We start from the raw sequence: 26,399 nt of genomic DNA on the forward strand, positions 1-26,399 counted from the left end.
GTCCCAGCAAATGGGACGCCACTCCGGCCGATGCGAGTCCGGAGCCGTCCTGCGGATAGGATCGATGTGGCTGAACCTGGTTCCTCATCACCATCACCGTCCCGGAAGGGGGCCCCTCGCGTGAGTGTGCTCGACGAGATCATCGAAGGCGTACGCGCCGACCTCGCAGAGCGGCAGGCGCGGGTCACCCTCGACGAGCTCAAGGAGCGCGCCGCCAAGGCCCCGCAGGCCAAGGACGGGGTCGCCGCACTGCGCGGCGACAGCGTCAAGGTGATCTGCGAGGTCAAGCGCTCCAGCCCGTCCAAGGGCGCGCTCGCCGCGATCGCCGACCCGGCCGGACTCGCCGCGGACTACGAGGCCGGCGGCGCCGCCGTCATCTCCGTCCTCACCGAGCAGCGCCGCTTCGGCGGCTCCCTCGCGGACCTGGAGGCCGTCCGGGCCAAGGTCGACATCCCCGTCCTGCGCAAGGACTTCATCGTCACCGCGTACCAGCTCTGGGAAGCGCGCGCGTACGGAGCGGATCTCGCCCTCCTCATCGTCGCCGCCCTGGAGCAGGAGGCCCTGGTCTCCCTCATCGAGCGCGCCGAGTCCATCGGGCTCACCCCGCTCGTCGAGGTGCACGACGAGGAAGAGGTCGAGCGGGCCGTCGACGCGGGCGCCCGGATCATCGGCGTCAACGCGCGGAACCTCAAGGACCTCAAGGTCGACCGCTCCACCTTCGAGCGCGTCGCCCCGGAGATCCCGGCGCACATCGTCAAGATCGCCGAGTCCGGCGTGCGCGGCCCGCACGACCTGATCGCCTACGCCAACGCGGGCGCCGACGCGGTCCTGGTCGGCGAGTCCCTCGTCACCGGCCGCGACCCGAAGGCCGCCGTCGCCGATCTCGTCGCCGCCGGTGCCCACCCCGCCCTGCGGCACGGCCGGAGCTGACCGCGCCATGACCCCGCGCCACGACACGCCGACACCTCCGGGCAGCGCCCGGGGGGCCGTCGCCGTGCCGTCGGCGCCCGGCCGCCGCGGCAGGCTCCGTACCGTGGCCGCCCCCGTCTCCAAGCACGCCCCGCTGGCCCGCGGCTGCCGGCCGCGGGGCTGCCGGGCGCCGGCCCGCCGGATCCACGGCCGCCGGGTGCGGTACGTGATCGGCTCCGAGCCGGGCCAGGTCAACGGCATGCGATGGCGCCCGCGCCTCGCGCGCACCTTCACGAACAGCACAGCCGCCTAGCCCCTGCGCGGGCCGGCCGCGTGCACCGACCGCCGGCTTCCCGCCGTCGCGTCCGCCTCGTCGTGGGCCGCACGCCCGCCTCGTTGTGGGCGGCCGGGCGCGCCGTCCCGTGTGCCCACCCGTCCCTCCCCCAAGGACTTCGTCCAGGGGGGACCCCCAAGCGGGACGACTGCCCACACGGCGGTGGGCGGCGGCGCGGCTCGGCGGCCGTTCGTGAGGGGTCCGGGCGCATACCGTGACCATCACCCGCACGTCACCCGGGGCACCCGCCCCGCGAGGAGCAACCGCATGTCCAGCGAGTTCTTCATTCCCGACCCGGAGGGTCAGGTCCCCACCGCCGAGGGCTACTTCGGCGCCTACGGCGGCAAGTTCATCCCGGAGGCCCTCGTCGCCGCCGTGGACGAGGTCGCCGTCGAGTACGACAAGGCCAAGTCCGACCCCGAGTTCGCCCGCGAGCTCAACGACCTGATGGTCAACTACACCGGCCGGCCGAGCGCCCTCACCGAGGTGTCCCGGTTCGCCGAGCACGCCGGCGGCGCCCGGATCTTCCTCAAGCGCGAGGACCTGAACCACACCGGCTCGCACAAGATCAACAACGTGCTCGGCCAGGCCCTCCTGACCAAGCGCATGGGTAAGACCCGGGTCATCGCGGAGACCGGCGCGGGCCAGCACGGCGTGGCCACCGCCACGGCCTGCGCCCTGTTCGGCCTCGAATGCACCATCTACATGGGCGAGATCGACACCCAGCGCCAGGCCCTCAACGTGGCCCGGATGCGGATGCTCGGCGCCGAGGTCGTGGCCGTGAAGTCCGGCAGCCGCACCCTCAAGGACGCCATCAACGAGGCCTTCCGCGACTGGGTCGCCAACGTGGACAGGACGCACTACCTGTTCGGCACGGTCGCGGGACCGCACCCCTTCCCCGCGATGGTCCGCGACTTCCACCGGGTCATCGGCGTCGAGGCCCGCCGCCAGATCCTGGAGCGCGCCGGACGCCTCCCCGACGCGGCGATCGCCTGCGTCGGCGGCGGCTCCAACGCCATCGGCCTCTTCCACGCCTTCGTCCCGGACGCCGACGTGCGCCTGATCGGCTGCGAGCCGGCCGGCCACGGCGTCGAGACCGGCGAGCACGCGGCAACCCTCACCGCGGGCGAGCCCGGCATCCTGCACGGCTCGCGGTCGTACGTCCTCCAGGACGAGGAGGGCCAGATCACCGAGCCGTACTCGATCTCGGCGGGCCTCGACTACCCGGGCATCGGCCCGGAGCACGCGTACCTCAAGGACAGCGGCCGGGGCGAGTACCGCGCCGTCACCGACGACGCCGCCATGCGGGCGCTGCGGCTGCTCTCCCGTACCGAGGGCATCATCCCGGCGATCGAGTCGGCGCACGCCCTCGCCGGGGCCCTGGAGGTCGGCAGGGAACTCGGCAAGGACGCCCTGCTCCTGGTGAACCTCTCCGGGCGCGGCGACAAGGACATGGACACGGCCGCCCGCTACTTCGGCCTGTACGACGGGGAGGGCTCCAAGTGACGACCGGGAACATCCAGCTGCTCAGTGACACCCTCGCCAAGACGAAGGCGGAGAACCGGGCCGCGCTCATCGCGTACCTCCCGGCCGGCTTCCCGACCGTCGACGGCGGCATCGCGGCGATCAAGGCCGTCTTCGACGGCGGCGCGGACGTGGTCGAGGTCGGCCTCCCGCACAGCGACCCGGTCCTCGACGGACCGGTCATCCAGACCGCCGACGACATCGCGCTGCGCGGCGGCGTCAAGATCGCCGACGTGATGCGCACGGTCCGCGAGGCCCACGAGGCCACCGGGAAGCCGGTCCTCGTCATGACGTACTGGAACCCGATCGACCGGTACGGCATCGAGCGCTTCACCGAGGAGCTCGCCGCGGCCGGCGGCGCGGGCTGCATCCTGCCCGACCTCCCGGTCCAGGAGTCCGCCGTCTGGCGCGAGCACGCCGACAAGCACGGTCTGGCCACCGTCTTCGTCGTCGCGCCCAGCAGCAGGGACGCGCGGCTCGCCACCATCACGGCGGCCGGCTCCGGCTTCGTCTACGCGGCCTCCCTCATGGGCGTCACCGGCACCCGCGTGTCGGTCGGCGAGCAGGCCGCCGACCTGGTCCGCCGTACCCGGGCGACCTCCGAGCTGCCGGTGTGCGTCGGCCTCGGGGTCTCCGACGCCGCCCAGGCGAAGGAGGTCGCGGCCTTCGCCGACGGCGTCATCGTCGGCTCCGCCTTCGTGAAGCGGATCCTCGACGCCGACGGCGACGAGGCCGCGGGACTCGCCGCCGTAAGGGAACTGGCGGCCGAACTCGCCGAGGGCGTACGGCGCCTTCCGTAACCCATTTGGGTGGATCTGCAACCGGGGAGGCACGTACGTGCCTCCCCGGTTCGTTCCTGGGGGGTGAGCGAGAACAACCGTGGTGACGGTAACCGGAGCGCGCGGGAGCGCCTCCAGCAGCAGCGTGAGCGTGACAAGGCCCGCGAGAAGCAGCGGCGCGTCCTGATCGTGTCGGCGGCGGTGGTCGGTGTCCTCGGCCTGGCCGCGATCGTCGGCGTGATCGCGGCCGGCGGCGACAAGAACGGCGGGTCCGACAAGGCGGGCCCGGTGGTCGCGCCGACCGGGGCGATCGAGGAGGACGGGAAGCCCGCCATCCCCACCGGGAAGACGGACGCGCCGTCGACGCTCGCGGTCTGGGAGGACTTCCGCTGCCCGGCGTGCGCCCAGTTCGAGAACGTCATGCGGGCCACCATCCACGAGCTGGAGGCCTCGGGCGCGCTCAAGGTCGAGTACCACCTCGCCACCCTCATCGACGGGAACATGGGCGGCAGCGGCTCGCTGCGCGCGGCGAACGCGGCGGCGTGCGCCCAGGACGCGGGGAAGTTCACCGCGTACCACGACACCCTCTACCTCAACCAGCCGCCGGAGACGGACGACGCCTTCGGCAAGAACGACAAGCTGATCGAGCTGGCCGCGAAGGTCCCGGGGCTCGACACGCCCGCCTTCCGCAGCTGTGTGAACGACGGGACGCACGACAGCTGGGTGACCAAGTCGAACGAGGCCTTCCAGAACGGCGGCTTCCGGGGCACCCCGACCGTCCTGCTCAACGGCGAGTCGATCTTCCCGACGAAGGGGAACGAGCAGATCTCCCCGGAGAACCTCAAGAAGTGGGTCGCCGAGGCCAACAAGGGCAAGAAGGCGGGCTCGGCCGCTCCGGTCTCGCCCTCGGCCGGCTGAGACCCCCTCCGGCGGCGTTAGTTACCCAGAAGTTGCCGGGCGGGCTGCCGTCCCGCCCGCCCGGCAGGGTAGCGTCGGACATGCCATGGACCTTGCCTATATTCCCAGCCCGTCGACCGGCGTGATCAACCTCGGACCGATCCCGCTGCGCGGCTATGCCTTCTGCATCATCATCGGTGTCTTCGTCGCCGTCTGGTACGGCAACAAGCGCTGGATCGCCCGGGGCGGCACTGCCGGCACCGTGGCCGACATCGCCGTCTGGGCGGTGCCCTTCGGCCTCGTCGGCGGACGCCTCTACCACGTGATCACCGACTACCAGCTGTACTTCAGCGAGGGTGAGAACTGGGTCGACGCCTTCAAGATCTGGGAGGGCGGCCTCGGTATCTGGGGCGCCATCGCGCTCGGCGCGGTGGGTGCCTGGATCGGCTGCCGCCGACGGGGCATCCCGCTCCCGGCGTGGGCCGACGCCCTCGCTCCCGGTATCGCCTTCGCCCAGGCCATCGGCCGCTGGGGCAACTGGTTCAACCAGGAGCTCTACGGCCGGCCGACCGATCTGCCCTGGGCCCTCAAGATCACCGAGGGTGCGAACCGCGAGGCCGGGCTCTACCACCCGACCTTCCTGTACGAATCGCTGTGGTGCGTCGGCGTCGGTTTCCTGGTCATCTGGGCCGACCGCCGCTTCAAGCTCGGCCACGGGCGCGCCTTCGCGCTGTACGTCGCCGCGTACTGCTCCGGCCGGGCCTGGATCGAGTACATGCGGGTGGACGAGGCGCACCACATCCTCGGTGTCCGGCTGAACGTGTGGACGGCGATCATCGTCTTCCTGCTCGCGGTGCTCTACATGGTGATCTCGGCGCGGATCCGTCCGGGCCGCGAGGAGGTCGTGGAGCCCAGGCCCGTCGCGAAGGACGGCGACGACGCGAAGGGCGACGACGCCGCGGACGACACCGTGAAGGGTGAGACCGGGGAGAAGGCCGGGGACGCCGATCCCGGGGCCGCCGACGCCGGGCCGGACCTCGTCAAGGGCAAGGGCAAGGGCAAGGACAAGGGTAAGGACACCGACGGCTCCGACGCCGACGCCTCGGACGCCGACGGCTCCGGCACGGACGTGGAGCACGGGGCCGACAACGGCGCCGGGTCCGCCGCCAAGAGCTGAACTTCCACAGCCGTTCGAAGGGCCGCGGGAACCGAGGGGTTCCGGCGGCCCTTCCGCATGCCGGGGTACGAGAGCGCCCGCCGGGGTCCGGGCGTCAGGCCGTGCGGGCGGCGAGGGCGAGGACCCGGTGGGCGCCAGCGACCACCGCCGCGTCGACGAAGCGGCCGTCCGGGAGGGCCAGCGCGCCCTGCCCGGTCCCCGCCGCCACGATTTCCCGCGCCGCGTCGATCTCCGCCGGGGTGGGCAGATAGGCCCGCTCGATGACCGGGAGCTGGCGGGGGTGGATGGCCGCCCGGCCGAAGAAGCCCAGGGCCCGGCCCCGGGCGCAGCCGGTGGCCAGCGCGTCCAGGTCGCCGATGTCCGGATGGACCGACTGGGCCGGCGGCGGGAGGGCGGCGGCGCGGGCCGCCACCACCACGCGTCCGCGTGGCCAGTCGAGGCCGCTGTCCTCCTGTACGCCCAGGTCGGCGCGGAGGTCGGCCTCGCCGAGCGCGATGCCGCGCACGGCGGGGTGGGCGGTGGCGATGGCGTAGGCGTGCTCCACGGCGAGGGCGTTCTCCAGGAGCGGATAGAGGGGGAGGCCCGGGGCCAGCCGGGCGATCCGGTGGATGTCAGTGGCGTGTGTCACCTTGGGTACACGGAGAGCGTGGAGGCCGGGGAGGGGGGCCAGGGTGGGGATGTCGTACGGGGTGTGGACGCGGACGTGGACCGGGACGGGGTGGGAGTCCGCGAGGAGATCCGCCGTGGCGTCCAGGGCGTACGCCTTGCGGTGCGGGGCGACGGCGTCCTCCAGATCGACGATCACCACATCGGCGCCGGCGAGCAGTGCCTTGGCGACGACATGGGGGCGGTCGCCGGGCGCGTACAGCCAGGTGAGAGGGGTGAAGGGCGGCGGGGCCGGGGGACGTTCCGTGCCGTTCGCGCGGGTCATGGCCTCGCTCATACCGCCCCCTGTTCACGGAGGGCGCCGATCTCGGCGGGGGTGAGGCCGAGTTCGGAGAGGACGGCGGTGGTGTCGGCGCCGTGCGGGCGGCCGGACCAACGGATGGCTCCGGGGGTCTCGGAGAGGCGGAAGAGGACGTTCTGCATCTTGATCGGGCCGAGTTCGGGGTCCTGCACCTCGGTGACGGTGCCGAGCGCCTGGTACTGCGGGTCGGCGACCACGTCCCGGACGTCGTAGACCGGGGCGATCGCCGCCTCCGCCTTCTCGAAGGCCGCCATGGCCTCGTCCCGGGTGTGGCGGGCGATCCACGAGCCGACCGCCTCGTCCAGGACGTCCGCGTGCTCGGCCCGTCCGCTGCCGTCGGCGAACCACGGCTCGTCGATCAGTTCGGGGCGGCCGACGAGCCGGAGGACCCGCTCGGCGATCGACTGGGCGGAGGTGGAGACGGCGACCCAGGAGCCGTCGGCGGTCCGATAGGTGTTGCGCGGGGCGTTGTTGCGGGAGCGGTTGCCCGTCCGGGGCTGGACGTAGCCGAGCTGGTCGTACCAGAGGGAGTGGGGTCCGATGACGGAGAGCATCGGTTCGATGATCGCCATGTCGACGACCTGGCCGCGGCCGGTCGTGTTCCTCGCGGTGAGCGCGGTCATCACGGCGTACGCGGTGGCGAGGGCCGCGATCGAGTCGGCGAGTCCGAAGGGGGGAAGGGTGGGCGGGCCATCGGGTTCGCCGGTGATGGCGGCGAAACCGCTCATCGCCTCGGCGAGGGTGCCGAAGCCGGGGCGGTGGGCGTACGGACCGAACTGGCCGAAGCCGGTGACCCGGGCGAGGACCAGCCGGGGGTTGACGGTGGACAGTTCCTCCCAGCCGAGACCCCATCGTTCCAGGGTGCCGGGGCGGAAGTTCTCCACGACGACGTCCGCGTCGGCGGCGAGCGCGAGCAGGGTGTCACGGCCGCCCGGGGAGGACAGATCGAGGGTGATCGTCCGCTTGTTCCGGCCGAGGACCTTCCACCAGAGGCCGACGCCGTCCTTCGCGGGGCCGTGGCCACGGGACGGGTCGGGCTTGCGGGGGTGCTCGACCTTGACGACATCGGCGCCGAAGTCCCCGAGCATCATGGCGGCGAGCGGGCCGGCGAAGAGGGTCGCGAGGTCCAGGACGCGCAGACCCTGGAGGGGAGTCGTGAGGGTGTGCGGTGCGGTGGTCATACGCGGTCGGTCTCCCTCGTGCCGAGGGAGCCGAAGGCCGCCTCGATCTCCGTGCGGAACGGCATCGACGTCGAGGCGCCCTCGCGCTGGACGGAGAGCGCGGCGGCGCTCTGCGCCCAGGCGAGCGCCTCGGGGACGGGGCGGCCCTCGCCGAGGGCGACCGCGAGCGCGCCGACGAAGGTGTCGCCCGCGCCGGTGGTGTCCACGGCCCGGACCCGGGGGGCGGGCACCGCGATCGGGTCGGCGCCCCGCGCCGCGTACAGGCTGCCGGCCGCTCCCAGGGTGACGACGACCTCGGGCACGTCCCGGAGCAGGGCGAGGGCGGCATCGCGCGGGTCGGTGAGGCCGGTGAGCGCGGCGGCCTCGTGCTCGTTGGGCACCAACAGGTCGGTGGCGGCAAGGAGTTCGGGAGGGAGCGGTTGGGCGGGAGCGGGGGTGAGGACGGTGCGGACGCCGAGCCTGCGGGCGGTCGTGGCGCCCTCCACGACGACGGAGAGGGGAAGTTCCAGCTGGAGCAGCAGGGCGTCGGCGGTGCCGAGGAGTGCTTCGTCGCCGTGGGTGAGGGAGGTGACGGTGCCGTTGGCGCCGGGGACGACGACGATCGCGTTGCCGCCCTCGTCGTCGACGACGATGTGGGCCGTGCCCGAGGCGCCCTCGGAGGTGCGCAGGAGGTCGGTGTCCACCCCGCAGTGTTCGAGCGTGGACCGGAGCCGTGTCCCGAAGTCGTCCGCGCCGACCGCTCCGATCATCGACACCTCTGCGCCGGCGCGGGCGGCGGCGACGGCCTGGTTGGCGCCCTTGCCGCCGGGGATCGTACGGAAGGAGCGGCCGGTGACCGTCTCGCCGAGGGCGGGGGCCCTCGGTACGTAGGCGACGAGATCCATGTTCGTACTGCCGAGTACGACGATGCTGGTCATGGGCGTACGGCCTCCAGACGGGTCAGTTCGGCCAGGGTGTCGAAACCGATGCCGTCGAAGGACGGCACCGAGGTCGACAGCCGGTTCTTGAGGGGTGCGGTCCAGCGCTCGGGCAGCCGGTCGGGGTGCCCGGCGAGGAGCCCGGCGACCGAACCGGCGGTGGCGCCGTTGGAATCGGTGTCCCAGCCGCCCGAGACCGCCGCGCAGACGGAGCGGGAGAAGTCGCCGTCGGCGTGGGTGAGGGCGGCGGCGAGCAGCGCGGAGTTCGGGACGGCATGGACCCAGTGGTACCCGCCGAGTTCGGCGTGCAGCCGGTCGACGACCGGGTCGAAGCCCTCGCGGTGGCCGGCCGCCTCGCGGGCGTACCCGATGCCCCGGCGGACGGCCTCGGCGAGGCGGGAGCGCGGCGGGATCACGTCGAGACCGGCGGCGAGGGCCCGGTGGACATCGGCGGTGCCGGTGGCGGCGGTGGCGAGGGTGGCGGCGACGAACATGGCGCCGTAGACGCCGTTCGCGGTGTGGGTGAGCACCGCGTCCCGGTGTGCCTGCGCGGCGGCGGCCACCGGGTCGCCCGGGTGGGTCCAGCCGTGGACGTCGGCGCGGATCTGGGCGCCGATCCACTCGCGGAAGGGATTGCGGCGGACGGCGGTCAGCGGGGGTTCCACGCCGTCGAGGAGGTTGCGGTAGGCGACGCGCTCGGCCGTGAAGGTGCGGCCGGCGGGCAGTTCGTCGAGCCAGAGGCGGGCGACGTCGGAGGTGGTGAAGTCGCGGCCGTGCCGCTGGAGGAGCAGCAGGTTGAGCAGGGCGTAGTTGAGGTCGTCGTCCTCGGGCATGCCGTCGATGTTCTCGGCGAGGGAGGTGGGGGCGGAGCGACGGTTCCAGGGGTGGGCGGCGAGCAGCTCGGGCGGGACGCCGCGGGCGGTGAACCAGGTGGAGAGGGGCCAGTTGCCGGTGGCGCGGGCGAGGGCGCGGAGGGCGGGGAGGGGCAGTTTCTCGACGGGCTTGCCGAGCAGACACCCGGCGGCCCGGCCGAGCCAGGCCGCGTGGAGCCGGTCGCGGAGGGCGTCCTCCTCGCCCGGCGGGAGGACGGCACGACCGCCTGCGGAGGTGGTGGCGGCCGTGCCGGGGGCTGTCAGGGCCCGGATCCCGGGGAGGAGGGTCGGCTCCAGGGGTGCCAGGGGGCTGGGGAGGGACCCCAGGGCGTCGAGGAGTTCCTCCGCCAGGGGGCGGAGGTCCGGGCGGGGGGCCTCGGAGGCGCCGGCCGTGTCCGGGGCGGGCGGGCCGCCCGCCGTGGCCCAGCGGGCCGCGAGGGCGCGGGCGTCGCGGCCGTCCTCCGCCGCCTGGCGGAGCTCGTGTCCCACCAGGTCCTCCGGCTGGACCCAGGTCAGCCGGAGGCTCACCTGGCCGCGCTCGTCAGCGTGGCGAACGCGGCCTCGTGCGCCCGGCGGCGTGCGGCGTCCTCCGCGAAGACCTCGTGGGCCACCTCGGTCAGGGCCCGTGCCGGGGCGTGCAGATCGAGACGGCTGGCCTCCGCCACCCGCTTCGCCCAGTCGGCGGGCACCGCGGACTCGCCGTGCAGCGCGCCCACGATCGCCCCGGCCATCGTCGCGATGGAGTCGCAGTCACGGCCGTAGTTCACCGCGCCGAGCACCGTACGCCGGAAGTCGCCCTCGCCGACCAGCAGCATCCCCAGGGCGACCGGCAGTTCCTCGATCGCGTGGAGCCGGGAGGGACGGCGGGCGCCGAGGGACGGAGCGCGGTAGTCGGGGCCGACCGAGTCGAAGGGCGCGACCGCCCTGCGCAGCGGGGTGAGGGCCGACTCGAAGTCCCGGTGCCCGGAGGCCACTTCCGCCACCGCCTCGATCGCCGACCGGGTGCCGTCCTTCGCCAGCGCCAGGGCCGTCGCCACCACCGAGGAGTGGGTGGCGCCCGGTGCGCAGGCCGCCGCCACGGCCGCCGCGAACACGCCCGCCGCCTCACGGCCGTACGAGGACTGGTGGGCGCCCGCGATGTCGAGGGCCTCGGTGTACGCGGCCTCCGGGTGGGCCGCGTTGACGAGTCCGACGGGCGCCATGTACATCGCGGCGCCGCAGTTCACGATGTTGCCGTTGCCCGCCTCGCGCGGGTCCGCGTGGGCGTAGTGGAGCCGGGTGACGATCCACTTCTCGGCGAGGAAGATCCGCTGGAGCGGCAGCGCCTCCGCCTCCAGCTCCGGGATCCAGACGGGGGAGCCCATGAGTTCGGGGACCAGGTGGTCCGCGACCGCGTACGCGTCGAGATGGCCGCGGACCTTCTCGTAGACCCTGATAAGGGCGTGGGTCATCAAGGTGTCGTCGGTGACGTGCCCGTCGCCCTTGTGGTACGGGGCGATGGGGCGGGCCGTGCGCCAGTCGTCGCCGTTCCAGGGGCCGACGATCCCGGTGACGTGGCCGCCGTGGCGCTCCGCGATCTGCTCGGGGGTGTAGCCCTCGACGGGGCCGCCGAGCGCGTCGCCGACGGCGGCCCCGAGGAGACTGCCGGTGATCCGGTCATCCAGTGTGGGTGTCATGTCGGAATTGTCCACCTGGGGTGGCCGGTTCCGTGGTTGTCAGCAGCCCGGCGAGTTCCACCAGGTCCGTCCCGGCCAGCCGGGGCAGCGCGCAGCCCGCGAGCGTCCGGCACGCGTCCCGCCAGGTCGCCGGCACCGAACGGCCGCCGCCGAGCGCGCCGGTGAGGGCGCCCACGAGGGCGGGGGCGGAGTCGGCGACCCGGGAGAGACAGGCCGCGGCCGGTACGGCGGACGTCATCTCGCCCCGGGAGGCGGTCGCCAGGGCCAGGGCCACCGGGACGGTCTCGGCGGCGGCGATGCCGTAGCTGTAGACGTGGTCGACGATCTGGTGCTCGAGGAGCGGCACCAGTTCGAAGGCCGAACCGGCGGTCCGGGCGAGCTTCACCGCGTACCGGGCGTTGCGGCCGATCTCGGTGACCGGCGGGAGTTCGGCGACGGCCGCCGCGACGGCCCCGTCGACCGTCGCCCCGCCGAGGGCCGCGGCGACGGCCGCCGCCGTGGCGCGGGCGCCGTGGACGCCGTCGCCGTCCTGGGTGTACCGGGCGTCGAACTCGGCGAGTTCGGCGGCGGCGCGCGGGTCGCCGGGGTGGACGAGGGCCAGCACGGCGGCCCGGACGCAGGCGGCGTCGTCGAAGTAGTGCGGGTTGTCGTGGCCGGTGGCCGGCGGGCGCAGACCGGTGGCGAGGTTGCCGAGACCCGCGCGGACGGAGATCCGGGCGCGGAGGGGGAGTACGGCGGACTCGACCTCGGGGGCGCGGTCGGCCGCCGCCGCGACCTGGCCCGCCAGGGCGTTCCAGGCCAGGTCCACGGCGGCGCGGAGCCGACGCTCCGGGGGCAGCGTCGCGAACACCGGGCCGGTGGAGGCGAGTACCGCCTCGGCGGTGAACACCGCCCACTCGGCGTCGTCCGAAGGGCCGAGCCTGAGGGGCTCGGGCGGCTGGTTGAGGGCGATGGGGACGGGGAGGGTCGTCGTGGCGTTCTGCTCGGCGAAGGTGTCGAGTTCACGGGTGAGACGGCGGGTCCACTCGGGCATGCGGGCGGCGCGGTGACGGGCGGCGGGCCAGCCGGCGGCGTCGCCCGAGGCGATCCCGAGGAGCAGGCCTTCGACGGCGTCGCGGGTGGGGCCGAGGGGGGCGTCGCGCTGCGGGGGCCTACGGGTGAGACGCCATGAACCGGTGGCGTGGTGCGGGGTGGCGGGCTCCGCCAGGTCCTGGGGGGTACCGAGGAGGGGGCCGGAACCCGGCGTTGTGGGCTGTGCCCACCCCTCCCGCCCTGCGGGACGATGGCCCACAGCGGTGGTGGCGGTGTCCGGCCCCGTGGCTGTGCCCACAGCGGTGGTGGCGTCCGGGGCCTGGGCTCCGCCTCTGGCGGTGCCGATGTCCGGCCCCGTGGCTGTGCCCGCAGGGTCGGCCGTCGTCGTCAGGTCCGCGCTCATCAGGAGTCTCCCTCCGGGGTCAGCAGGTCCGCCACGTCCAGGACGTGGTAGCCGCGCATCGACGGGAGGCAGCTGCCCGTCACCGGGGTGATGGCCGAGGCCCAGTCCGCCGGGATCGAGCCGACGCCGCCCGCCGCGCCGGCCAGCGCGCCCGCCACCGCCGCCGTCGTGTCCGCGTCGCGGCCCATGTTGACGGCCGTCAGGACCGCCGTACGGAAGTCGCCCCGCGCGGCGGCGAACGCGCCGAACGCCAGGCCCACCGCCTCCGGGGCCAGGTCCGTCCAGGGGTAGCCGCCGATGACGACCGCCGAGCGGACCTGGCGTTCGCGGGTGAGCGGGTCCGGCTGGACGCGCTGCGCCGCGACGACCGCGCGGCGCAGTGAGCGGGCCGTCCAGGAGTCCATCGGGACGACCGAGAGCGCCGCCGCGATGACCGAGGTGACGGTCGCTCCCGTCATCGCCGCCGCCACGCCCGCCGCCACCGCCTGGCCGCCGTAGATGCCCTCGCCGTCGTGGCTGACGCTGCCGTCGATGGCGACGAGCCTGGCCGCCTCCGCCGGCCGTCCCGCCGCGAACACCCCGAACGGCGCCGCGCGCATCGCGAGGCCGTCGCTCCAGGCGTGCCGGTGCTGGGCGGAGATGGGCGCGGCGAGGCCCCGGCGGAGGTTCTCCAGGGTGCCGCGCTCCGAGAAGCCCGCGCCCCGGAAGGGGCCTTCGTCGAGGTCGGCGATCCAGTGGTGCCAGGCCCGTTCGACATGGTGGACGGTGAGGGCCGAGCCGTGCCGGGCGAGGAGGAGCGCCGAGAAGATCGCGTACTCGGTGTCGTCGGTGCCCGCCGGGCTCTCCGTCACGAATCCCTCGATCCGGCCCCAGCGGCGGCGGATCTCGGAGGGCCGCATGTTCTCGGCGGGCGCGCCGAGCGCGTCGCCGACGGCGAGGCCGAGCAGGGCACCTCTCGCCCGTTCGCGCGTGTCGCGTGCCGTGGTGGTCACCATCTCCGTGGCCCCTTCCTCGGTGGGGGCGCGTCGATGGCGCCCCGATGCCTGGATCTGTGCCACCCCAGGCCGCGAACTCGCCGAAGAAACGTCTCTGTCACCCGCCTGACACCCCGCCAGGTTGCGGTGCCCTCAGTGAGGCGGGCCTTAGTAAGTACGGCCTGGCTTGCTGGCGCGCCCCTTACATCGCGCGTATTTTCGAGGACGTTGGGGGCGGCGGGTGCAACCCGGCCCGCCGGAACGAGGGGAGAGCCATGTCCATCATCGAAGCTCAGGCGCCACTGCACGAGGCCCACCGAGACAACCACACCCACCGTGACGTCAACGGCGGTTGGCTGCGTCCGGCGGTCTTCGGCGCGATGGACGGACTGGTGTCCAACCTCGCCCTGATGACCGGTGTCGCCGGTGGCGCGGTCACCTCGCAGACCGTCGTCATCACCGGCCTCGCCGGCCTCGCGGCCGGCGCCTTCTCGATGGCCGCCGGCGAATACACCTCCGTCGCCTCGCAGCGCGAACTCGTCCAGGCGGAACTGGACGTCGAGCGCCGCCAGTTGCGCAAGCACCCCGTCGACGAGATGGAGGAGCTCGCCGCGCTCTACGTCTCCCGCGGCGTCGAGCCCGCGCTCGCCCGCGAGGTCGCGATGCAGCTGTCGAAGGACCCCGAGCAGGCTCTTGAGATCCACGCCCGCGAGGAGCTGGGCATCGACCCGGACGACCTGCCGTCGCCCATGGTCGCCGCGGTCTCCTCCTTCGGCTCCTTCGCGCTCGGCGCGCTGCTCCCCGTACTGCCGTACCTGCTCGGCGCGACCTCGCTCTGGCCCGCCGTGCTGCTCGCCCTCCTCGGGCTGTTCGCCTGCGGCGCGCTCGTGGCCCGGGTGACCGCGCGCGGCTGGCTCTTCAGCGGCATGCGGCAGCTCGTCCTCGGCGGCGCCGCCGCAGCCGTCACGTACGGACTCGGCATGCTCTTCGGGGCGGCTCTGTAACCCGGGGCGGCTGCGCGTTCCGTCCGCCCGAAGGACCTGGCGGCTGCGGATTCCGTACCGCGCCAGGCGCCTGACGGCTACGGATTCCGTACCGTCCGGAAGGCGCGACGGAATCCGTACCCACCCAGAAGACCGAGAGGCCCCCATAGGGGGCCTTTCCGGCATTTCTGGGCAGTAATTCGGGACATAAGCTCCGGATCGGCTGTGACGTATCTCCCTGGTCCGATCCGCCGCAGCGGTGAGACACTATGCGGGACGCCACATAAGTAGCCGGTTACTCGGCGGTTTCGAACCCGTGACCAACGGGAATGAGGCATGAGCGTCGCTGGGCAATGAAGCCCACACAGTGACGGGTCGCCGGAGACCCGGAGATCTTCCGGATCACCCTCGATCCGCCCCCGCGGGACAGTCCTTGTCGCCGCACCCCCAGGTGAACCTCACAGGTGAACCCACATCACCGCTCCGTGTCGGCGGTGTCCGCATGCTGGAATGAACTATCCGCTTCGTGAGAACTCAGCCATCATGTAACCTGCACGAAATTTCGCGGAGGGCCAACGTCGTCCCTCGGTATCTGCATATGCCACGACGACGACGGGAGAGCCGATGCGTTCCGACGCCTGGTCGCCCATGGACGGTCGCCCCGCTCCGCAGGGGATGTACGACCCCCGTAACGAACACGACGCCTGTGGTGTCGGGTTCGTGGCCACCCTCACCGGTGTAGCCAGCCACGCGCTGGTCGAGCAGGCGCTGACCGTACTGCGCAACCTCGAGCACCGCGGCGCCACCGGCTCCGAGCCCGACTCCGGCGACGGCGCCGGCATCCTGCTCCAGGTCCCGGACGCCTTCCTCCGCGAGGTCGCCGGATTCGAGCTTCCCGAGGCCGGCGCGTACGCCGTCGGCATCGCGTTCCTCCCCGAGGACGACACCGACGGGACCGCCGCCAGGATCGAGGCGATCGCCGCCGAAGAGGGCCTGGACGTCCTCGGCTGGCGCGAGGTCCCCGTCGCCCCCGAGCTGCTCGGCGCCTCCGCCCGCTCCACCATGCCGGTCTTCCGCCAGCTCTTCGTGGCGGACACCGAAGGCGCCACCACGGGCATCGCGCTCGACCGCAAGGCCTTCGTCCTGCGCAAGCGCGCCGAGCGCGAGGCCGCGACGTACTTCCCGTCGCTCTCCGCCCGCACCATCGTCTACAAGGGCATGCTGACCACCGGCCAGCTGGAGCCCTTCTTCCCGGACCTGTCGGACCGCCGCTGCGCCACCGCCGTGGCCCTGGTCCACTCCCGGTTCTCCACCAACACCTTCCCGAGCTGGCCGCTGGCCCACCCGTACCGCTTCGTCGCCCACAACGGTGAGATCAACACCGTCAAGGGCAACCGGAACTGGATGACCGCCCGCGAGGCGCAGCTCGGCTCCGAGGCCTTCGGCGAGGGCTCGCTGGACCGGATCTTCCCGATCTGCACCCCGGACGCCTCCGACTCGGCCTCCTTCGACGAGGTCCTGGAGCTGCTCCACCTCGGCGGCCGTTCGCTGCCGCACGCGGTCCTGATGATGGTCCCGGAGGCGTGGGAGAACCACGAGACCATGGACCCCGCCCGCCGCGCCTTCTACCAGTACCACTCCACGATGATGGAGCCCTGGGACGGCCCGGCCTGCGTCACCTTCACCGACGGCGTCCAGGTCGGCGCGGTCCTCGACCGCAACGGACTGCGCCCCGGCCGCTACTGGGTCACCGACGAGGGCCTCGTCGTCCTCTCCTCCGAGGTCGGCGTCCTCGACATCGACCCCGCCAGGGTCGTCCGCAAGGGCCGCCTCCAGCCCGGCAAGATGTTCCTCGTCGACACCGCCGAGCACCGCATCGTCGAGGACGACGAGATCAAGGCCGCCCTCGCCGCCGAGAACCCGTACGAGGAGTGGCTGGAGACCGGCGAGATCGAGCTCTCCGACCTCCCCGAGCGCGAGCACATCGTGCACACCCACGCCTCGGTCACCCGCCGCCAGCAGACCTTCGGCTACACCGAGGAAGAGCTGCGCGTCATCCTCGCCCCGATGGCCACCACCGCCGGCGAGCCCCTCGGCTCCATGGGCACGGACTCGCCCATCGCGGCCCTCTCCGCCCGCCCGCGGCTGCTCTTCGACTACTTCACCCAGCTGTTCGCGCAGGTCACGAACCCGCCGCTGGACGCCATCCGCGAAGAGCTGGTGACGAGCCTGCGCTCCTCGCTGGGCCCCCAGGGCAACCTGCTCGAGCCGACCCCCGTGTCGTGCCGCAGCGTCACCCTGCCCTTCCCGGTGATCGACAACGACGAGCTGGCCAAGCTCATCCACATCAACGCCGACGGCGACATGCCCGGCATGAAGGCCGCGACCCTCTCCGGCCTCTACCGGGTCTCCGGCGGCGGCGAGGCCCTCGCCGCCCGCATCGACGCGATCTGCGCCGAGGCCGACACCGCCATCGAGGGCGGCGCCCGCCTCATCGTGCTCTCCGACCGGCACTCCGACGCCGAGCACGCGCCGATCCCCTCGCTGCTGCTCACCGCGGCCGTCCACCACCACCTCATCCGCACCAAGCAGCGCACCAAGGTGGGTCTGCTCGTCGAGGCCGGTGACGTCCGCGAGGTCCACCACGTCGCCCTGCTCATCGGCTACGGCGCCGCCGCGGTCAACCCGTACCTCGCCATGGAGTCCGTCGAGGACCTGGTCCGCGCCGGCACCTTCATCGAGGGCCTGGAGCCCGAGCAGGCCATCCGGAACCTGATCTACGCCCTCGGCAAGGGCGTCCTCAAGGTCATGTCCAAGATGGGCATCTCCACCGTCGCCTCCTACCGCGGCGCCCAGGTCTTCGAGGCCGTCGGCCTCGACGAGACCTTCGTCGCCACGTACTTCAACGGCACGGCCACCAAGATCGGCGGCGCCGGTCTCGACGTCGTCGCCAAGGAGGTCGCCGCCCGGCACACCAAGGCGTACCCCGTCTCCGGAGTCCCCTCGGCGCACCGCGCCCTGGACATCGGCGGCGAGTACCAGTGGCGCCGCGAGGGCGAGCCGCACCTGTTCGACCCGGAGACCGTCTTCCGCCTGCAGCACGCCACGCGCACCAAGCGGTACGACATCTTCAAGAAGTACACGGACCGGGTCAACGAGCAGTCCGAGCGCCTCATGACGCTCCGCGGCCTCTTCGGCTTCACCTCCGACCGCCCGTCGATCCCCCTCGACGAGGTCGAGCCGGTCTCCGAGATCGTCAGGCGCTTCTCCACCGGCGCCATGTCGTACGGCTCCATCTCCCGCGAGGCGCACGAGACCCTCGCCGTCGCGATGAACCAGCTGGGCGCCAAGTCCAACACCGGTGAGGGCGGCGAGGACCCGGACCGCCTCTACGACCCGGCCCGCCGCTCCGCGATCAAGCAGGTCGCCTCCGGCCGCTTCGGCGTCACCAGCGAGTACCTGGTCAACGCCGACGACATCCAGATCAAGATGGCGCAGGGCGCCAAGCCCGGCGAGGGCGGCCAGCTGCCCGGCCACAAGGTCTACCCGTGGGTCGCCAGGACGCGTCACTCGACGCCCGGTGTCGGCCTCATCTCGCCGCCGCCGCACCACGACATCTACTCCATCGAGGATCTGGCCCAGCTGATCCACGACCTCAAGAACGCCAACCCGGTCGCCCGCATCCATGTGAAGCTGGTCTCCGAGGTCGGCGTCGGCACGGTCGCCGCCGGTGTCTCCAAGGCCCACGCGGACGTCGTCCTGATCTCCGGCCACGACGGCGGTACGGGCGCCAGCCCGCTCACCTCCCTCAAGCACGCGGGCGGCCCCTGGGAGCTCGGCCTCGCCGAGACCCAGCAGACCCTGCTGCTCAACGGCCTGCGCGACCGGATCGTCGTCCAGACCGACGGCCAGCTCAAGACCGGCCGTGACGTGATCATCGCCGCTCTGCTCGGCGCCGAGGAGTTCGGTTTCGCGACCGCGCCGCTCGTCGTCTCCGGCTGCGTCATGATGCGCGTCTGTCACCTGGACACCTGCCCGGTCGGCATCGCCACCCAGAACCCGGTCCTGCGCGACCGCTTCTCCGGCAAGCCCGAGTTCGTCGTCAACTTCTTCGAGTTCATCGCCGAGGAGGTCCGCGAGCTCCTCGCCGAGCTGGGCTTCCGCACCCTCGAAGAGGCCGTCGGCCACGCCGAGCTGCTGGACACCAGCCGCGCGGTCACCCACTGGAAGGCGCAGGGTCTCGACCTGGAGCCGCTCTTCTACGTGCCCGAGCTGCCCGAGGGCGCGGTCCGCCACGCCCTGATCGAGCAGGACCACGGACTGGAGAAGGCCCTCGACAACGAGCTGATCGAGCTCGCCGCCGAGGCCCTGAACGCCGCCTCCGCCGAGGAGGCCCAGCCGGTCCGCGCCCAGGTCGCCATCCGCAACATCAACCGCACGGTCGGCACCATGCTCGGCCACCGGGTGACGAAGAGGTTCGGCGGCGCGGGCCTCCCGGCCGACACCATCGACATCACCTTCACCGGCTCCGCCGGCCAGTCCTTCGGCGCCTTCCTGCCGAGCGGTGTCACCCTCCGCCTGGAGGGCGACGCGAACGACTACGTCGGCAAGGGCCTCTCCGGCGGCCGGGTCGTCGTCCGCCCCGACCGGGGCGCCGACCACCTCGCCGAGTACTCGACCATCGCGGGCAACACCATCGGATACGGCGCGACCGGCGGCGAACTGTTCCTCCGGGGTCGCACCGGCGAGCGCTTCTGCGTCCGCAACTCCGGCGCCCTGGTCGTCTCGGAGGGCGTGGGCGACCACGGCTGCGAGTACATGACCGGCGGTACGGCGGTCGTCCTCGGCGAGACCGGACGCAACTTCGCGGCCGGCATGTCGGGCGGTGTCGCCTATGTCGTCGACCTCGACCGGGACAACGTCAACTCCGGCAACCTGGGCGCGATCGAGGCCCTGTCGGACGCCGACAAGGCGTGGCTGCACGATGTCGTGCGCCGCCACCAGGAGGAGACCGGCTCCACCGTCGCCGAGAAGCTGCTCGCCGACTGGACCGCGAGCGCGGACCGGTTCAGCAAGATCATCCCCACCACGTACAAGGCAGTGCTCGCCGCCAAGGACGCCGCTGAGCTCGCCGGTCTCTCCGAGTCCGAGACCACCGAGAAGATGATGGAGGCTGCGTCCCATGGCTGACCCCAAGGGCTTCCTGACCACCGGGCGCGAAGTCGCCCAGACCCGTCCGGTGGGCGAGCGCGTCAGGGACTGGAACGAGGTCTACGTCCCCGGCTCCCTCCTGCCGATCATCAGCAAGCAGGCCGGCCGCTGCATGGACTGCGGCATCCCGTTCTGCCACAACGGCTGTCCGCTCGGGAACCTGATCCCCGAGTGGAACGACTACGCCTACCGCGAGGACTGGTCGGCGGCGCAGGAGCGTCTGCACGCCACCAACAACTTCCCGGAGTTCACCGGCCGACTCTGCCCGGCTCCCTGCGAGTCCGCGTGTGTGCTCGGCATCAACCAGCCGGCCGTCACCATCAAGAACGTCGAAGTCTCCATCATCGACAAGGCCTGGGACGGAGGCGACGTCAAGCCGCAGGTGCCCGAGCGCCTGTCCGGCAAGACCGCCGCCGTCATCGGCTCGGGCCCGGCGGGTCTCGCCGCCGCCCAGCAGCTGACCCGGGCCGGCCACACCGTGGTCGTGTACGAGCGCGCCGACCGCATCGGCGGACTGCTGCGCTACGGCATCCCCGAGTTCAAGATGGAGAAGCGGCACATCAACCGCCGCATCGAGCAGATGCGCGCGGAGGGCACCAAGTTCCGCACCGGCATCGAGATCGGCCGTGACATGACGGCGACGGACCTGCGCAAGCGGTTCGACGCCGTGGTCATCGCCGCCGGTGCCACCACCGCCCGCGACCTGCCGGTCCCCGGCCGGGAGCTGAACGGCATCCACCAGGCGATGGAGTACCTGCCGCTGGCCAACAAGGTCGTCGAGGGCGACTTCGTGGCCCCGCCGATCACCGCCGAGGGCAAGCACGTCGTGGTCATCGGCGGCGGCGACACGGGCGCGGACTGCGTCGGCACCGCCCACCGCCAGGGCGCGGCCTCGGTCACCCAGCTGGAGATCATGCCGAAGCCGGGCGAGGACCGGAACGCCGGCCAGCCCTGGCCGACCTTCCCCATGCTCTACAAGGTCACCTCCGCGCACGAGGAGGGCGGCGAGCGGGTCTACTCCGTCTCCACCACCCACTTCGAGGGCGACGAGGACGGCAACGTCCAGTTCCTCCACCTCGTCGAGGTCGAGTTCGTCGAGGGCAGGCTGACCCAGAAGCCGGGCACGGAACGGAGGATCCCCGCCCAGCTGGTCACGCTCGCGATGGGCTTCACCGGCACGGACGTGGAGAACGGCCTGGTCGCGCAGTTCGGTCTGGACCTGGACGAGCGGGGCAACATCGCCCGTGACGCGGACTTCGCCACCAACGTCGACGGCGTGTACGTCGCCGGTGACGCCGGGCGGGGCCAGTCCCTCATCGTCTGGGCCATCGCCGAGGGCCGCTCCGCCGCCCGTGGCGTGGACCGCTTCCTGACGGGTGCCAGCTCCCTGCCGGCCCCGATCCGTCCGACGGACCGTTCACTGATGGTCTGATCCGACCGGATCACCCCGGAGACGTCCCGTACAACGACGTGCGGAACTGAGCGCGGCACCCCCCGAAGGTCCCCGACCGGACGACCGGGGGGTGCTGCGGCGCGTTTCCGGGACTCTCAGCCCGGTGGTTCAGCCACGCGGCGGCCCCGTCCAGGGCCCCGGCGCGCTCCCGAGCACCGCTTCCCGGCGGCCGAGGACGACCTGTGTACGGCCCTGGCCTGGGCGGCGGAGGCGTATCCGGGGCGTCCCCTGGGCCTGTTCGACGCAGTCGTGGATCACGCGGCGCTCGCGTGCGGGGGTCGGGTCGACGAGCTGTGCTTCGAAGATCACGGAGAACTTCACGGGACGCTCTCCCGCAGACACGGCGGATATGCCTAGTCGAAATACTTCTAGCGGACATGGAGAGGGGAGGGAAGGGCCGTAGACTGCCGACCGTGGCGGACGAAGAGACCGTGCCGGCGCTTCCGGCGACGAGCTGGACCGTGCTCGGACTGCTCTCCTTCGGGCGGGAGCTGTCCGGCTACGACCTCAAGAAGTGGTCGGACCGGTCCCTGGGCCTCTTCTACTGGAGCCCGTCCTTCAGCCAGATCTACAGCGAGCTCAAGCGCCTGGAGAAGGCCGGATACGCCGACTCCCGCCTGGTCGCCCCCGAGGCCGGCTCCCGCGACAAACGCGTCTACCGCATCACCGGCGAAGGCCTCGCCGCCGTCCGCGCCTGGGCCGCCGGGGGCCCCCTCGACCCGCCCGTCCTCAAGCACGGGCCGATGCTCCGGCTCTGGCTCGGCCACCTCCTCGCACCCGAGCGGATGCGGGAGGTCCTCGCCGCGCACCGGGAGTACGCCGAGACCATGCGGCTGCGGGCCGAGGCGGACGTCGCCGACGCGGCGGCCGACGAGGCCTGGGCGTTCCCCCGGCTGACCCTCACCTGGGCCGAGCGGTACTACGCCGCCGAGCGCGACCTGGCCGACGCCATGCTCGCGGACATCGAGGAGCTGGAGAGGGAACGTCCATGCCCATGAGCCTGCGGAAGGTCGAGGAGACCGCGCCCGCGCTGGTGAACCTCTACAAGGAGGCCGGTGCGTCGCTGCGGCGGCACGGGATCGAGGGGCAGCGGGTCGCCGTCCACCTCGTCGTCGACTACTCCGGGTCGATGAAGCCGTACTACCGGAGCGGCGCCGTCCAGGCCCTGGCCGACCGGGTGCTCGGTCTCTCCGCCCATCTCGACGACGACGGACGCGTCCCCGTCGTCTTCTTCTCCACCGACATCGACGCCGAGACCGACATCCGGCTCGACGACCACGCAGGGCGGATCGACCGGATCGTCGCCGGGCTCGGCCACATGGGGAAGACCAGCTACCACCTGGCCATGGACGCCGTCATCGACCGGTACCTGGACAGCGGCTCTACCGCCCCCGCGCTCGTCGTCTTCCAGACGGACGGCGGTCCGATCAACAAGGTCGCGGCCGAGCGGTACGTGTGCAAGGCGGCCCGGCTCCCGATCTTCTGGCAGTTCATCGGCTTCGGCGACCCGGACAGCCGCCAGTTCGACTTCCTGCGGCGGCTCGACGAGCTGGACGTGCCGGGGAAGCGGCCCGTCGACAACGCGGGCTTCTTCCACGCGGGGCAGGACCCGAGCCGGATGCCGGACACGGAGCTGTACGACCGGCTGGTCTCCGAGTTCCCGAAGTGGCTCGCGGAGGCACGGCGGCAGGGCATCGTCCGGTCGTCCTGAACCCGCCGTGCGGACACGTGTGAACGGCCCTCCGGGTGCTGGAAAAAGGGTGGCCCCCGGCAGGGACCCCGGGCGATCATGCGGCCATGAGTTCTCTCGTACGACACGTGACCATCGACTGCGCCGACGCCTACGCGCTCGCCACCTTCTGGGCCGGGGCCCTGGAGGTCAAGCTCTCCGACGACGACCGGCCCGGTGACCCGGAGGCGCTGGTGGAGTCGCCCGGTGCGAACCTCCTCTTCATCCGGGTCCCCGAGCCGAAGGCGGTCAAGAACCGCGTCCACCTCGACCTCCAGCCGCAGGACCGCAGCCGTGACGAGGAGGTCGAGCGGCTGCTCGGCCTCGGCGCCACCCTGTTCGAGGACCACCGCAACCCGGACGGCACCGGCTGGGCGACCCTCACGGACCCCGAGGGCAACGAGTTCTGCGTGGAGCGCAGCCAGGCGGAGCGGGACGCGACCGCCGCGGTCTGACGCGCTCCGGCGGGACGCCGCGGTCCGGCGACATCCGGAGTAACCCGGACAGTGGATGTCGGGTATCCGGTGTTTCCTGGGAGGTATGGGAGACACCGATGACCCGACGACCGGCTGGTCGGCCTTCGAGACCGCCGAACCCGGACTCGCCGCGACCGTCCGCGAGCGCTTCGGGCAGTACACCCACCACGCCCTCGCCACCGTGCGCAAGGACGGCTCGCCCCGGCTCAGCGGCATCGAGGCGGACTTCCGCTTCGGTGAGCTGTGGCTCGGCATGATGCCGAACTCCCGCAAGGCCCTCGACCTGCGCCGCGACCCCCGCTTCGCGCTGCTCGCCAACCCCGGCGCGGGCACCGACATGGGCGGCGGGGACGTCCGCGTCTCCGGGCGGGCGGTGGAGGTCACCGACCCGGCGACCGTGGACCGGTACGCGACCGAGGCGGGCGCGCCCCGGCCGCTCCACCTCTTCCGGGTGGAGCCGACCGAGGTCGTACGGACCTGGGTGGACGGCGACGAGATCGTCCTCCACACCTGGACCGCCACCGGTCCGACGCGAGTCCTCCGGCGCGGCAACGACGAGAGCCCACCGCGCGAGGACATGTAGGGCCTGTCGTCACGCTCCCGCCTGCCCTGCGGGCGACGACGGGAGTGTGACGACAGGCCCTGGCCCCGCCGCGCCCGGCCTCAGGAGTACGCGTCGAGGACCGCCGCCCGGCAGGCCGCCGGGCTTCCCCACGCGTCCCTCAGCGGCCGGGCCTTGCGCAGCCAGAGGGACAGGTCCAGTTCCTCCGTGTAGCCGACGGCGCCGTGGATCTGGAGGGCCGCGCGGGCCGCCGTGTAGCCGGCCTCGCCCGTCGTGACCTTCGCGGCGGCCAGGGCGCCGTCGGCCCCCCGTACGTCCGCGTCCTCCCCGGCCGCCAGCGCCACCGCCGCCCCGAACAGCAGCGGCCGGGCGAACTCCAGGGCCAGCAGTGTGTCGGCCAGCCGGTGCTTGACCGCCTGGAAGGCGCCGATCGGGGTGCCGAACTGGGTGCGCTGCCGGGCGTACGCCACCGTCCGGTCGAGCAGCGCCAGGCCCACGCCCAGCGACTGCGCCGCCGTCGCCAGCATCGCCCAGCGCCGGGCCCGCGCCGCCGCGACGGCCACCGCCGGTCCCTCGGCGAGCAGTTCCCCGCCGGGCGCCGGGCGCGCCAGGCGCCGGGCGGGGTCGGCGGAGACCCGGACCGGCCCGTGGCCGGGCGCCAGCCACAGTTCCTCGCCCCGTACGACGAGCACCGCGTCCGCCCGGTCGGCGTCGAGGGCGTACGGCACACAGCCCCGTACCGACTCCGTCCCGTGCCCGGTCATCGCCAGTGTCGCCGTCCGTTCGCCGCTCGCCAGGCCGGGCAGCAGTCGTTTCGCCGGGCCCGGCTCGCCGAGCCCGGCCAGTTCGCCGAGGAGGACCGCCGACGCGACCGTCTCGACCACCGGACCCGGCACCGCGTGGCGGCCCGACTCGACCAGGGCGTGGGCGAGTTCGACCGGGAGCGGCCCCACTCCCTCGTACGCCTCCGGCACCGCGAGGGCGAACACCCCCGCCTCCGCGAGCCGCCCCCACAGCGCCCGCCCCGGCCCCGGGTCGCCGTCCGCCCAGGCCCGTACCACCGCCGGGGTGCCGGCGGCCGTCAGCATCGCGTCCAGGGAGCGGGCGAAGGCCCGCTGCTCCTCGGTCGGCAGGAAGGCCATCAGCGGCGCCCCTTCGGGAGGCCGAGCAGCCGCTCGGCGATGATGTCGCGCTGGATCTCGTTGGTGCCCGCGTAGAGGGGGCCCGCGAGGGAGAAGACGTATCCCTCGGCCCACGCGGTGTCCGTCAGCTCGCCGTCCGCGCCCAGGAGATCGAGTGCGGTCTCGTGCAGGGCGAGGTCGTACTCCGACCAGAAGACCTTGTTGAGACTCGACTCGGCCCCCGCGGAGGCCCCCGGGCCGCCCGCCGCCAGCCGGGCCGCCGCCCCCGCCGTGAACAGCCGGTACGCGCGCGCCCCGATCACCGCGTCCGCGACCCGGTCCCGCAGTGCGGTGTCCTCCGGGTCGGCCTCCGCCCGCCAGAGCCCCACGAGCCGGTCGGCGGCGGCGAGGAAGCGGCCGGGGGAGCGGAGCATCAGGCCCCGCTCGTTGCCGGTGGTGGACATCGCGATGCGCCAGCCCTGGCCGGGCTCGCCGATCACGTCCTCGTCGGGGACGAAGACCTCGTCGAGGAACAGCTCGGCGAAGGCCGGCTTCCCGTCGAGCCGTCCGATGGGCCGTACGGTCACCCCCGGCGCCCGCAGGTCGAACATCAGATAGGTGAGCCCCCGGTGGGGCCGGTCCGCCGTCGGGTCGCTGCGGAAGATGCCGAAGGCCCGGTCGGCGAAGGCGGCCCGGGACGACCAGGTCTTCTGCCCGGAGAGCAGCCAGCCGCCGTCGGCGCGGACCGCGCGGGAGGTGAGCGACGCCAGGTCGGAGCCGGCCTCGGGCTCCGACCAGGCCTGCGCCCAGATCGTCTCCCCGGTCGCCATCGACGGCAGGATCCGGGCCCGCTGCTCCTGGGTGCCGTGGTCGAAGAGGGTGGGGGCGAGCAGCTGGACGCCGTTCTGGGAGACCCGTCCCGGCGCCCCCGCGGCCCAGTACTCCTCCTCGAAGACCAGCCACCGGGCCAGGTCGACGCCCCGCCCCCCGTACTCCTCGGGCCAGGAGACCACCGACCAGCGGGCGGCGGCCAGTTCGGCCTCCCAGGCGCGGTGGGCGGCGAAGCCCTCGGCCGTTTCGAGGGAGGGCGGCGGCGTCGCGGGGACGTGCTCCCGCAGCCACTCCCGGGCCTCCGCCCGGAAGGCCTCCTCGGTCCGTGTGTACGAGAGATCCATCGGTCACCCCGCCCTCACCCGTTCCCTAACAAGTGTTTGGTAGGTTA

General features: G+C 72.9%; 22 protein-coding genes and 1 pseudogene. 13 read left to right on the forward strand and 10 right to left on the reverse strand.

Annotated elements, in window-relative coordinates; all coding sequences use genetic code 11:
* The first annotated feature begins 120 nt into the window (after nt 1–120).
* The 6 genes from trpC (at nt 121) to lgt (ending at nt 5,620) form a co-directional block, all read left to right on the forward strand.
* Entirely contained in the window at nt 121–930 is an 810-nt protein-coding gene (gene trpC, locus ABT154_RS06590) for an indole-3-glycerol phosphate synthase TrpC (RefSeq protein WP_351853665.1), read from the forward strand.
* Nucleotides 931–937: 7 nt separating this feature from the next.
* Nucleotides 938–1,222, forward strand: a complete 285-nt coding sequence (gene trpM / locus ABT154_RS06595) for a tryptophan biosynthesis modulator TrpM (RefSeq protein WP_351853668.1) — start codon at nt 938–940, stop codon at nt 1,220–1,222.
* A gap of 288 nt (nt 1,223–1,510) precedes the next feature.
* The gene (gene trpB, locus ABT154_RS06600; RefSeq protein ID WP_351853670.1) at nt 1,511–2,749 is read left to right on the forward strand and encodes a tryptophan synthase subunit beta; all 1,239 of its coding nucleotides are present in this window, start codon (nt 1,511–1,513) and stop codon (nt 2,747–2,749) included.
* Complete coding sequence (trpA, locus tag ABT154_RS06605) at nt 2,746–3,567, forward strand: tryptophan synthase subunit alpha (protein ID WP_351853672.1); 822 nt, start codon at nt 2,746–2,748, stop codon at nt 3,565–3,567. Before trpB ends, trpA begins: the two co-directional genes overlap by 4 nt.
* A gap of 63 nt (nt 3,568–3,630) precedes the next feature.
* Nucleotides 3,631–4,464: a DsbA family protein gene (locus ABT154_RS06610; RefSeq protein WP_351853674.1), complete on the forward strand. Its 834-nt coding sequence runs from the start codon at nt 3,631–3,633 to the stop codon at nt 4,462–4,464.
* Between the two features lie 85 nt (nt 4,465–4,549).
* Nucleotides 4,550–5,620, forward strand: a complete 1,071-nt coding sequence (gene lgt / locus ABT154_RS06615; RefSeq protein ID WP_351853676.1) for a prolipoprotein diacylglyceryl transferase — start codon at nt 4,550–4,552, stop codon at nt 5,618–5,620.
* A gap of 94 nt (nt 5,621–5,714) precedes the next feature.
* Here lgt and ABT154_RS06620 read toward each other — a convergent pair whose 3' ends face one another.
* From ABT154_RS06620 to ABT154_RS06650, 7 genes are read right to left on the reverse strand one after another with little or no spacing between them, the layout of a single operon-like run.
* Nucleotides 5,715–6,551: an HpcH/HpaI aldolase/citrate lyase family protein gene (locus ABT154_RS06620; protein ID WP_351854240.1), complete on the reverse strand. Its 837-nt coding sequence runs from the start codon at nt 6,549–6,551 to the stop codon at nt 5,715–5,717.
* A gap of 8 nt (nt 6,552–6,559) precedes the next feature.
* Nucleotides 6,560–7,768: a CaiB/BaiF CoA transferase family protein gene (locus ABT154_RS06625; RefSeq protein WP_351853678.1), complete on the reverse strand. Its 1,209-nt coding sequence runs from the start codon at nt 7,766–7,768 to the stop codon at nt 6,560–6,562.
* Nucleotides 7,765–8,685 (reverse strand): ribokinase, encoded by a 921-nt coding sequence (rbsK, locus tag ABT154_RS06630; protein WP_351853681.1) that lies wholly within the window; start codon nt 8,683–8,685, stop codon nt 7,765–7,767. Before rbsK ends, ABT154_RS06625 begins: the two co-directional genes overlap by 4 nt.
* Nucleotides 8,682–10,085, reverse strand: a complete 1,404-nt coding sequence (locus ABT154_RS06635) for an ADP-ribosylglycohydrolase family protein (protein ID WP_351853682.1) — start codon at nt 10,083–10,085, stop codon at nt 8,682–8,684. Before ABT154_RS06635 ends, rbsK begins: the two co-directional genes overlap by 4 nt.
* A complete protein-coding gene (locus ABT154_RS06640; RefSeq protein ID WP_351853685.1) occupies nt 10,082–11,233 on the reverse strand; it encodes an ADP-ribosylglycohydrolase family protein in 1,152 nt (383 codons plus the stop codon). The genes ABT154_RS06635 and ABT154_RS06640 overlap by 4 nt, the downstream gene beginning before the upstream one ends.
* On the reverse strand, nt 11,214–12,668 hold the full coding sequence (locus ABT154_RS06645) for an ADP-ribosylglycohydrolase family protein (RefSeq protein WP_351853688.1): 1,455 nt from the start codon (nt 12,666–12,668) through the stop codon (nt 11,214–11,216). The genes ABT154_RS06640 and ABT154_RS06645 overlap by 20 nt, the downstream gene beginning before the upstream one ends.
* Nucleotides 12,668–13,663 carry an ADP-ribosylglycohydrolase family protein gene (locus ABT154_RS06650; RefSeq protein WP_332434453.1) on the reverse strand — a complete coding sequence of 332 codons (996 nt, stop codon included), beginning with the start codon at nt 13,661–13,663 and terminating at the stop codon, nt 12,668–12,670. The genes ABT154_RS06645 and ABT154_RS06650 overlap by 1 nt, the downstream gene beginning before the upstream one ends.
* 254 nt (nt 13,664–13,917) lie before the next feature.
* On the opposite strand from ABT154_RS06650, the gene ABT154_RS06655 reads away from it, so the two are divergent.
* The 3 genes from ABT154_RS06655 to ABT154_RS06665 all read left to right on the forward strand — a co-directional run bounded on the left by ABT154_RS06655 (nt 13,918) and on the right by ABT154_RS06665 (nt 21,268).
* Nucleotides 13,918–14,646 (forward strand): VIT1/CCC1 transporter family protein, encoded by a 729-nt coding sequence (locus tag ABT154_RS06655; RefSeq protein WP_317876687.1) that lies wholly within the window; start codon nt 13,918–13,920, stop codon nt 14,644–14,646.
* A 603-nt stretch (nt 14,647–15,249) separates the two neighbouring features.
* Nucleotides 15,250–19,815 carry a glutamate synthase large subunit gene (gltB, locus tag ABT154_RS06660; RefSeq protein WP_351853692.1) on the forward strand — a complete coding sequence of 1,522 codons (4,566 nt, stop codon included), beginning with the start codon at nt 15,250–15,252 and terminating at the stop codon, nt 19,813–19,815.
* Nucleotides 19,808–21,268: a glutamate synthase subunit beta gene (locus ABT154_RS06665; protein WP_351853694.1), complete on the forward strand. Its 1,461-nt coding sequence runs from the start codon at nt 19,808–19,810 to the stop codon at nt 21,266–21,268. Before gltB ends, ABT154_RS06665 begins: the two co-directional genes overlap by 8 nt.
* Before the next feature lie 129 nt (nt 21,269–21,397).
* Here ABT154_RS06665 and ABT154_RS06670 read toward each other — a convergent pair whose 3' ends face one another.
* Nucleotides 21,398–21,610, reverse strand: a complete 213-nt coding sequence (locus ABT154_RS06670) for a hypothetical protein (protein ID WP_351854269.1) — start codon at nt 21,608–21,610, stop codon at nt 21,398–21,400.
* Between the two features lie 56 nt (nt 21,611–21,666).
* On the opposite strand from ABT154_RS06670, the gene ABT154_RS06675 reads away from it, so the two are divergent.
* The 4 genes and pseudogenes from ABT154_RS06675 to ABT154_RS06690 all read left to right on the forward strand — a co-directional run bounded on the left by ABT154_RS06675 (nt 21,667) and on the right by ABT154_RS06690 (nt 24,077).
* Entirely contained in the window at nt 21,667–22,287 is a 621-nt protein-coding gene (locus ABT154_RS06675; RefSeq protein WP_502969454.1) for a PadR family transcriptional regulator, read from the forward strand.
* On the forward strand, nt 22,278–23,000 hold the full coding sequence (locus ABT154_RS06680) for a vWA domain-containing protein (RefSeq protein ID WP_351853698.1): 723 nt from the start codon (nt 22,278–22,280) through the stop codon (nt 22,998–23,000). Before ABT154_RS06675 ends, ABT154_RS06680 begins: the two co-directional genes overlap by 10 nt.
* A gap of 86 nt (nt 23,001–23,086) precedes the next feature.
* Nucleotides 23,087–23,458: pseudogene (locus ABT154_RS06685) on the forward strand (VOC family protein); the annotation flags it as partial.
* A 100-nt stretch (nt 23,459–23,558) separates the two neighbouring features.
* A complete protein-coding gene (locus ABT154_RS06690; RefSeq protein WP_351853701.1) occupies nt 23,559–24,077 on the forward strand; it encodes a pyridoxamine 5'-phosphate oxidase family protein in 519 nt (172 codons plus the stop codon).
* Between the two features lie 80 nt (nt 24,078–24,157).
* On the opposite strand, the gene ABT154_RS06695 is transcribed toward ABT154_RS06690, so the two are convergent.
* Together ABT154_RS06695 and ABT154_RS06700 are read right to left on the reverse strand one after the other, a co-directional pair.
* Nucleotides 24,158–25,198: an acyl-CoA dehydrogenase family protein gene (locus ABT154_RS06695; protein WP_351853703.1), complete on the reverse strand. Its 1,041-nt coding sequence runs from the start codon at nt 25,196–25,198 to the stop codon at nt 24,158–24,160.
* On the reverse strand, nt 25,198–26,352 hold the full coding sequence (locus tag ABT154_RS06700) for an acyl-CoA dehydrogenase family protein (RefSeq protein WP_351853705.1): 1,155 nt from the start codon (nt 26,350–26,352) through the stop codon (nt 25,198–25,200). The genes ABT154_RS06695 and ABT154_RS06700 overlap by 1 nt, the downstream gene beginning before the upstream one ends.
* Between the last annotated feature and the right edge of the window lie 47 nt (nt 26,353–26,399).

It is taken from the genome of Streptomyces sp. NPDC001728 (genome assembly GCF_040297565.1).
Lineage (GTDB): Bacteria > Actinomycetota > Actinomycetes > Streptomycetales > Streptomycetaceae > Streptomyces.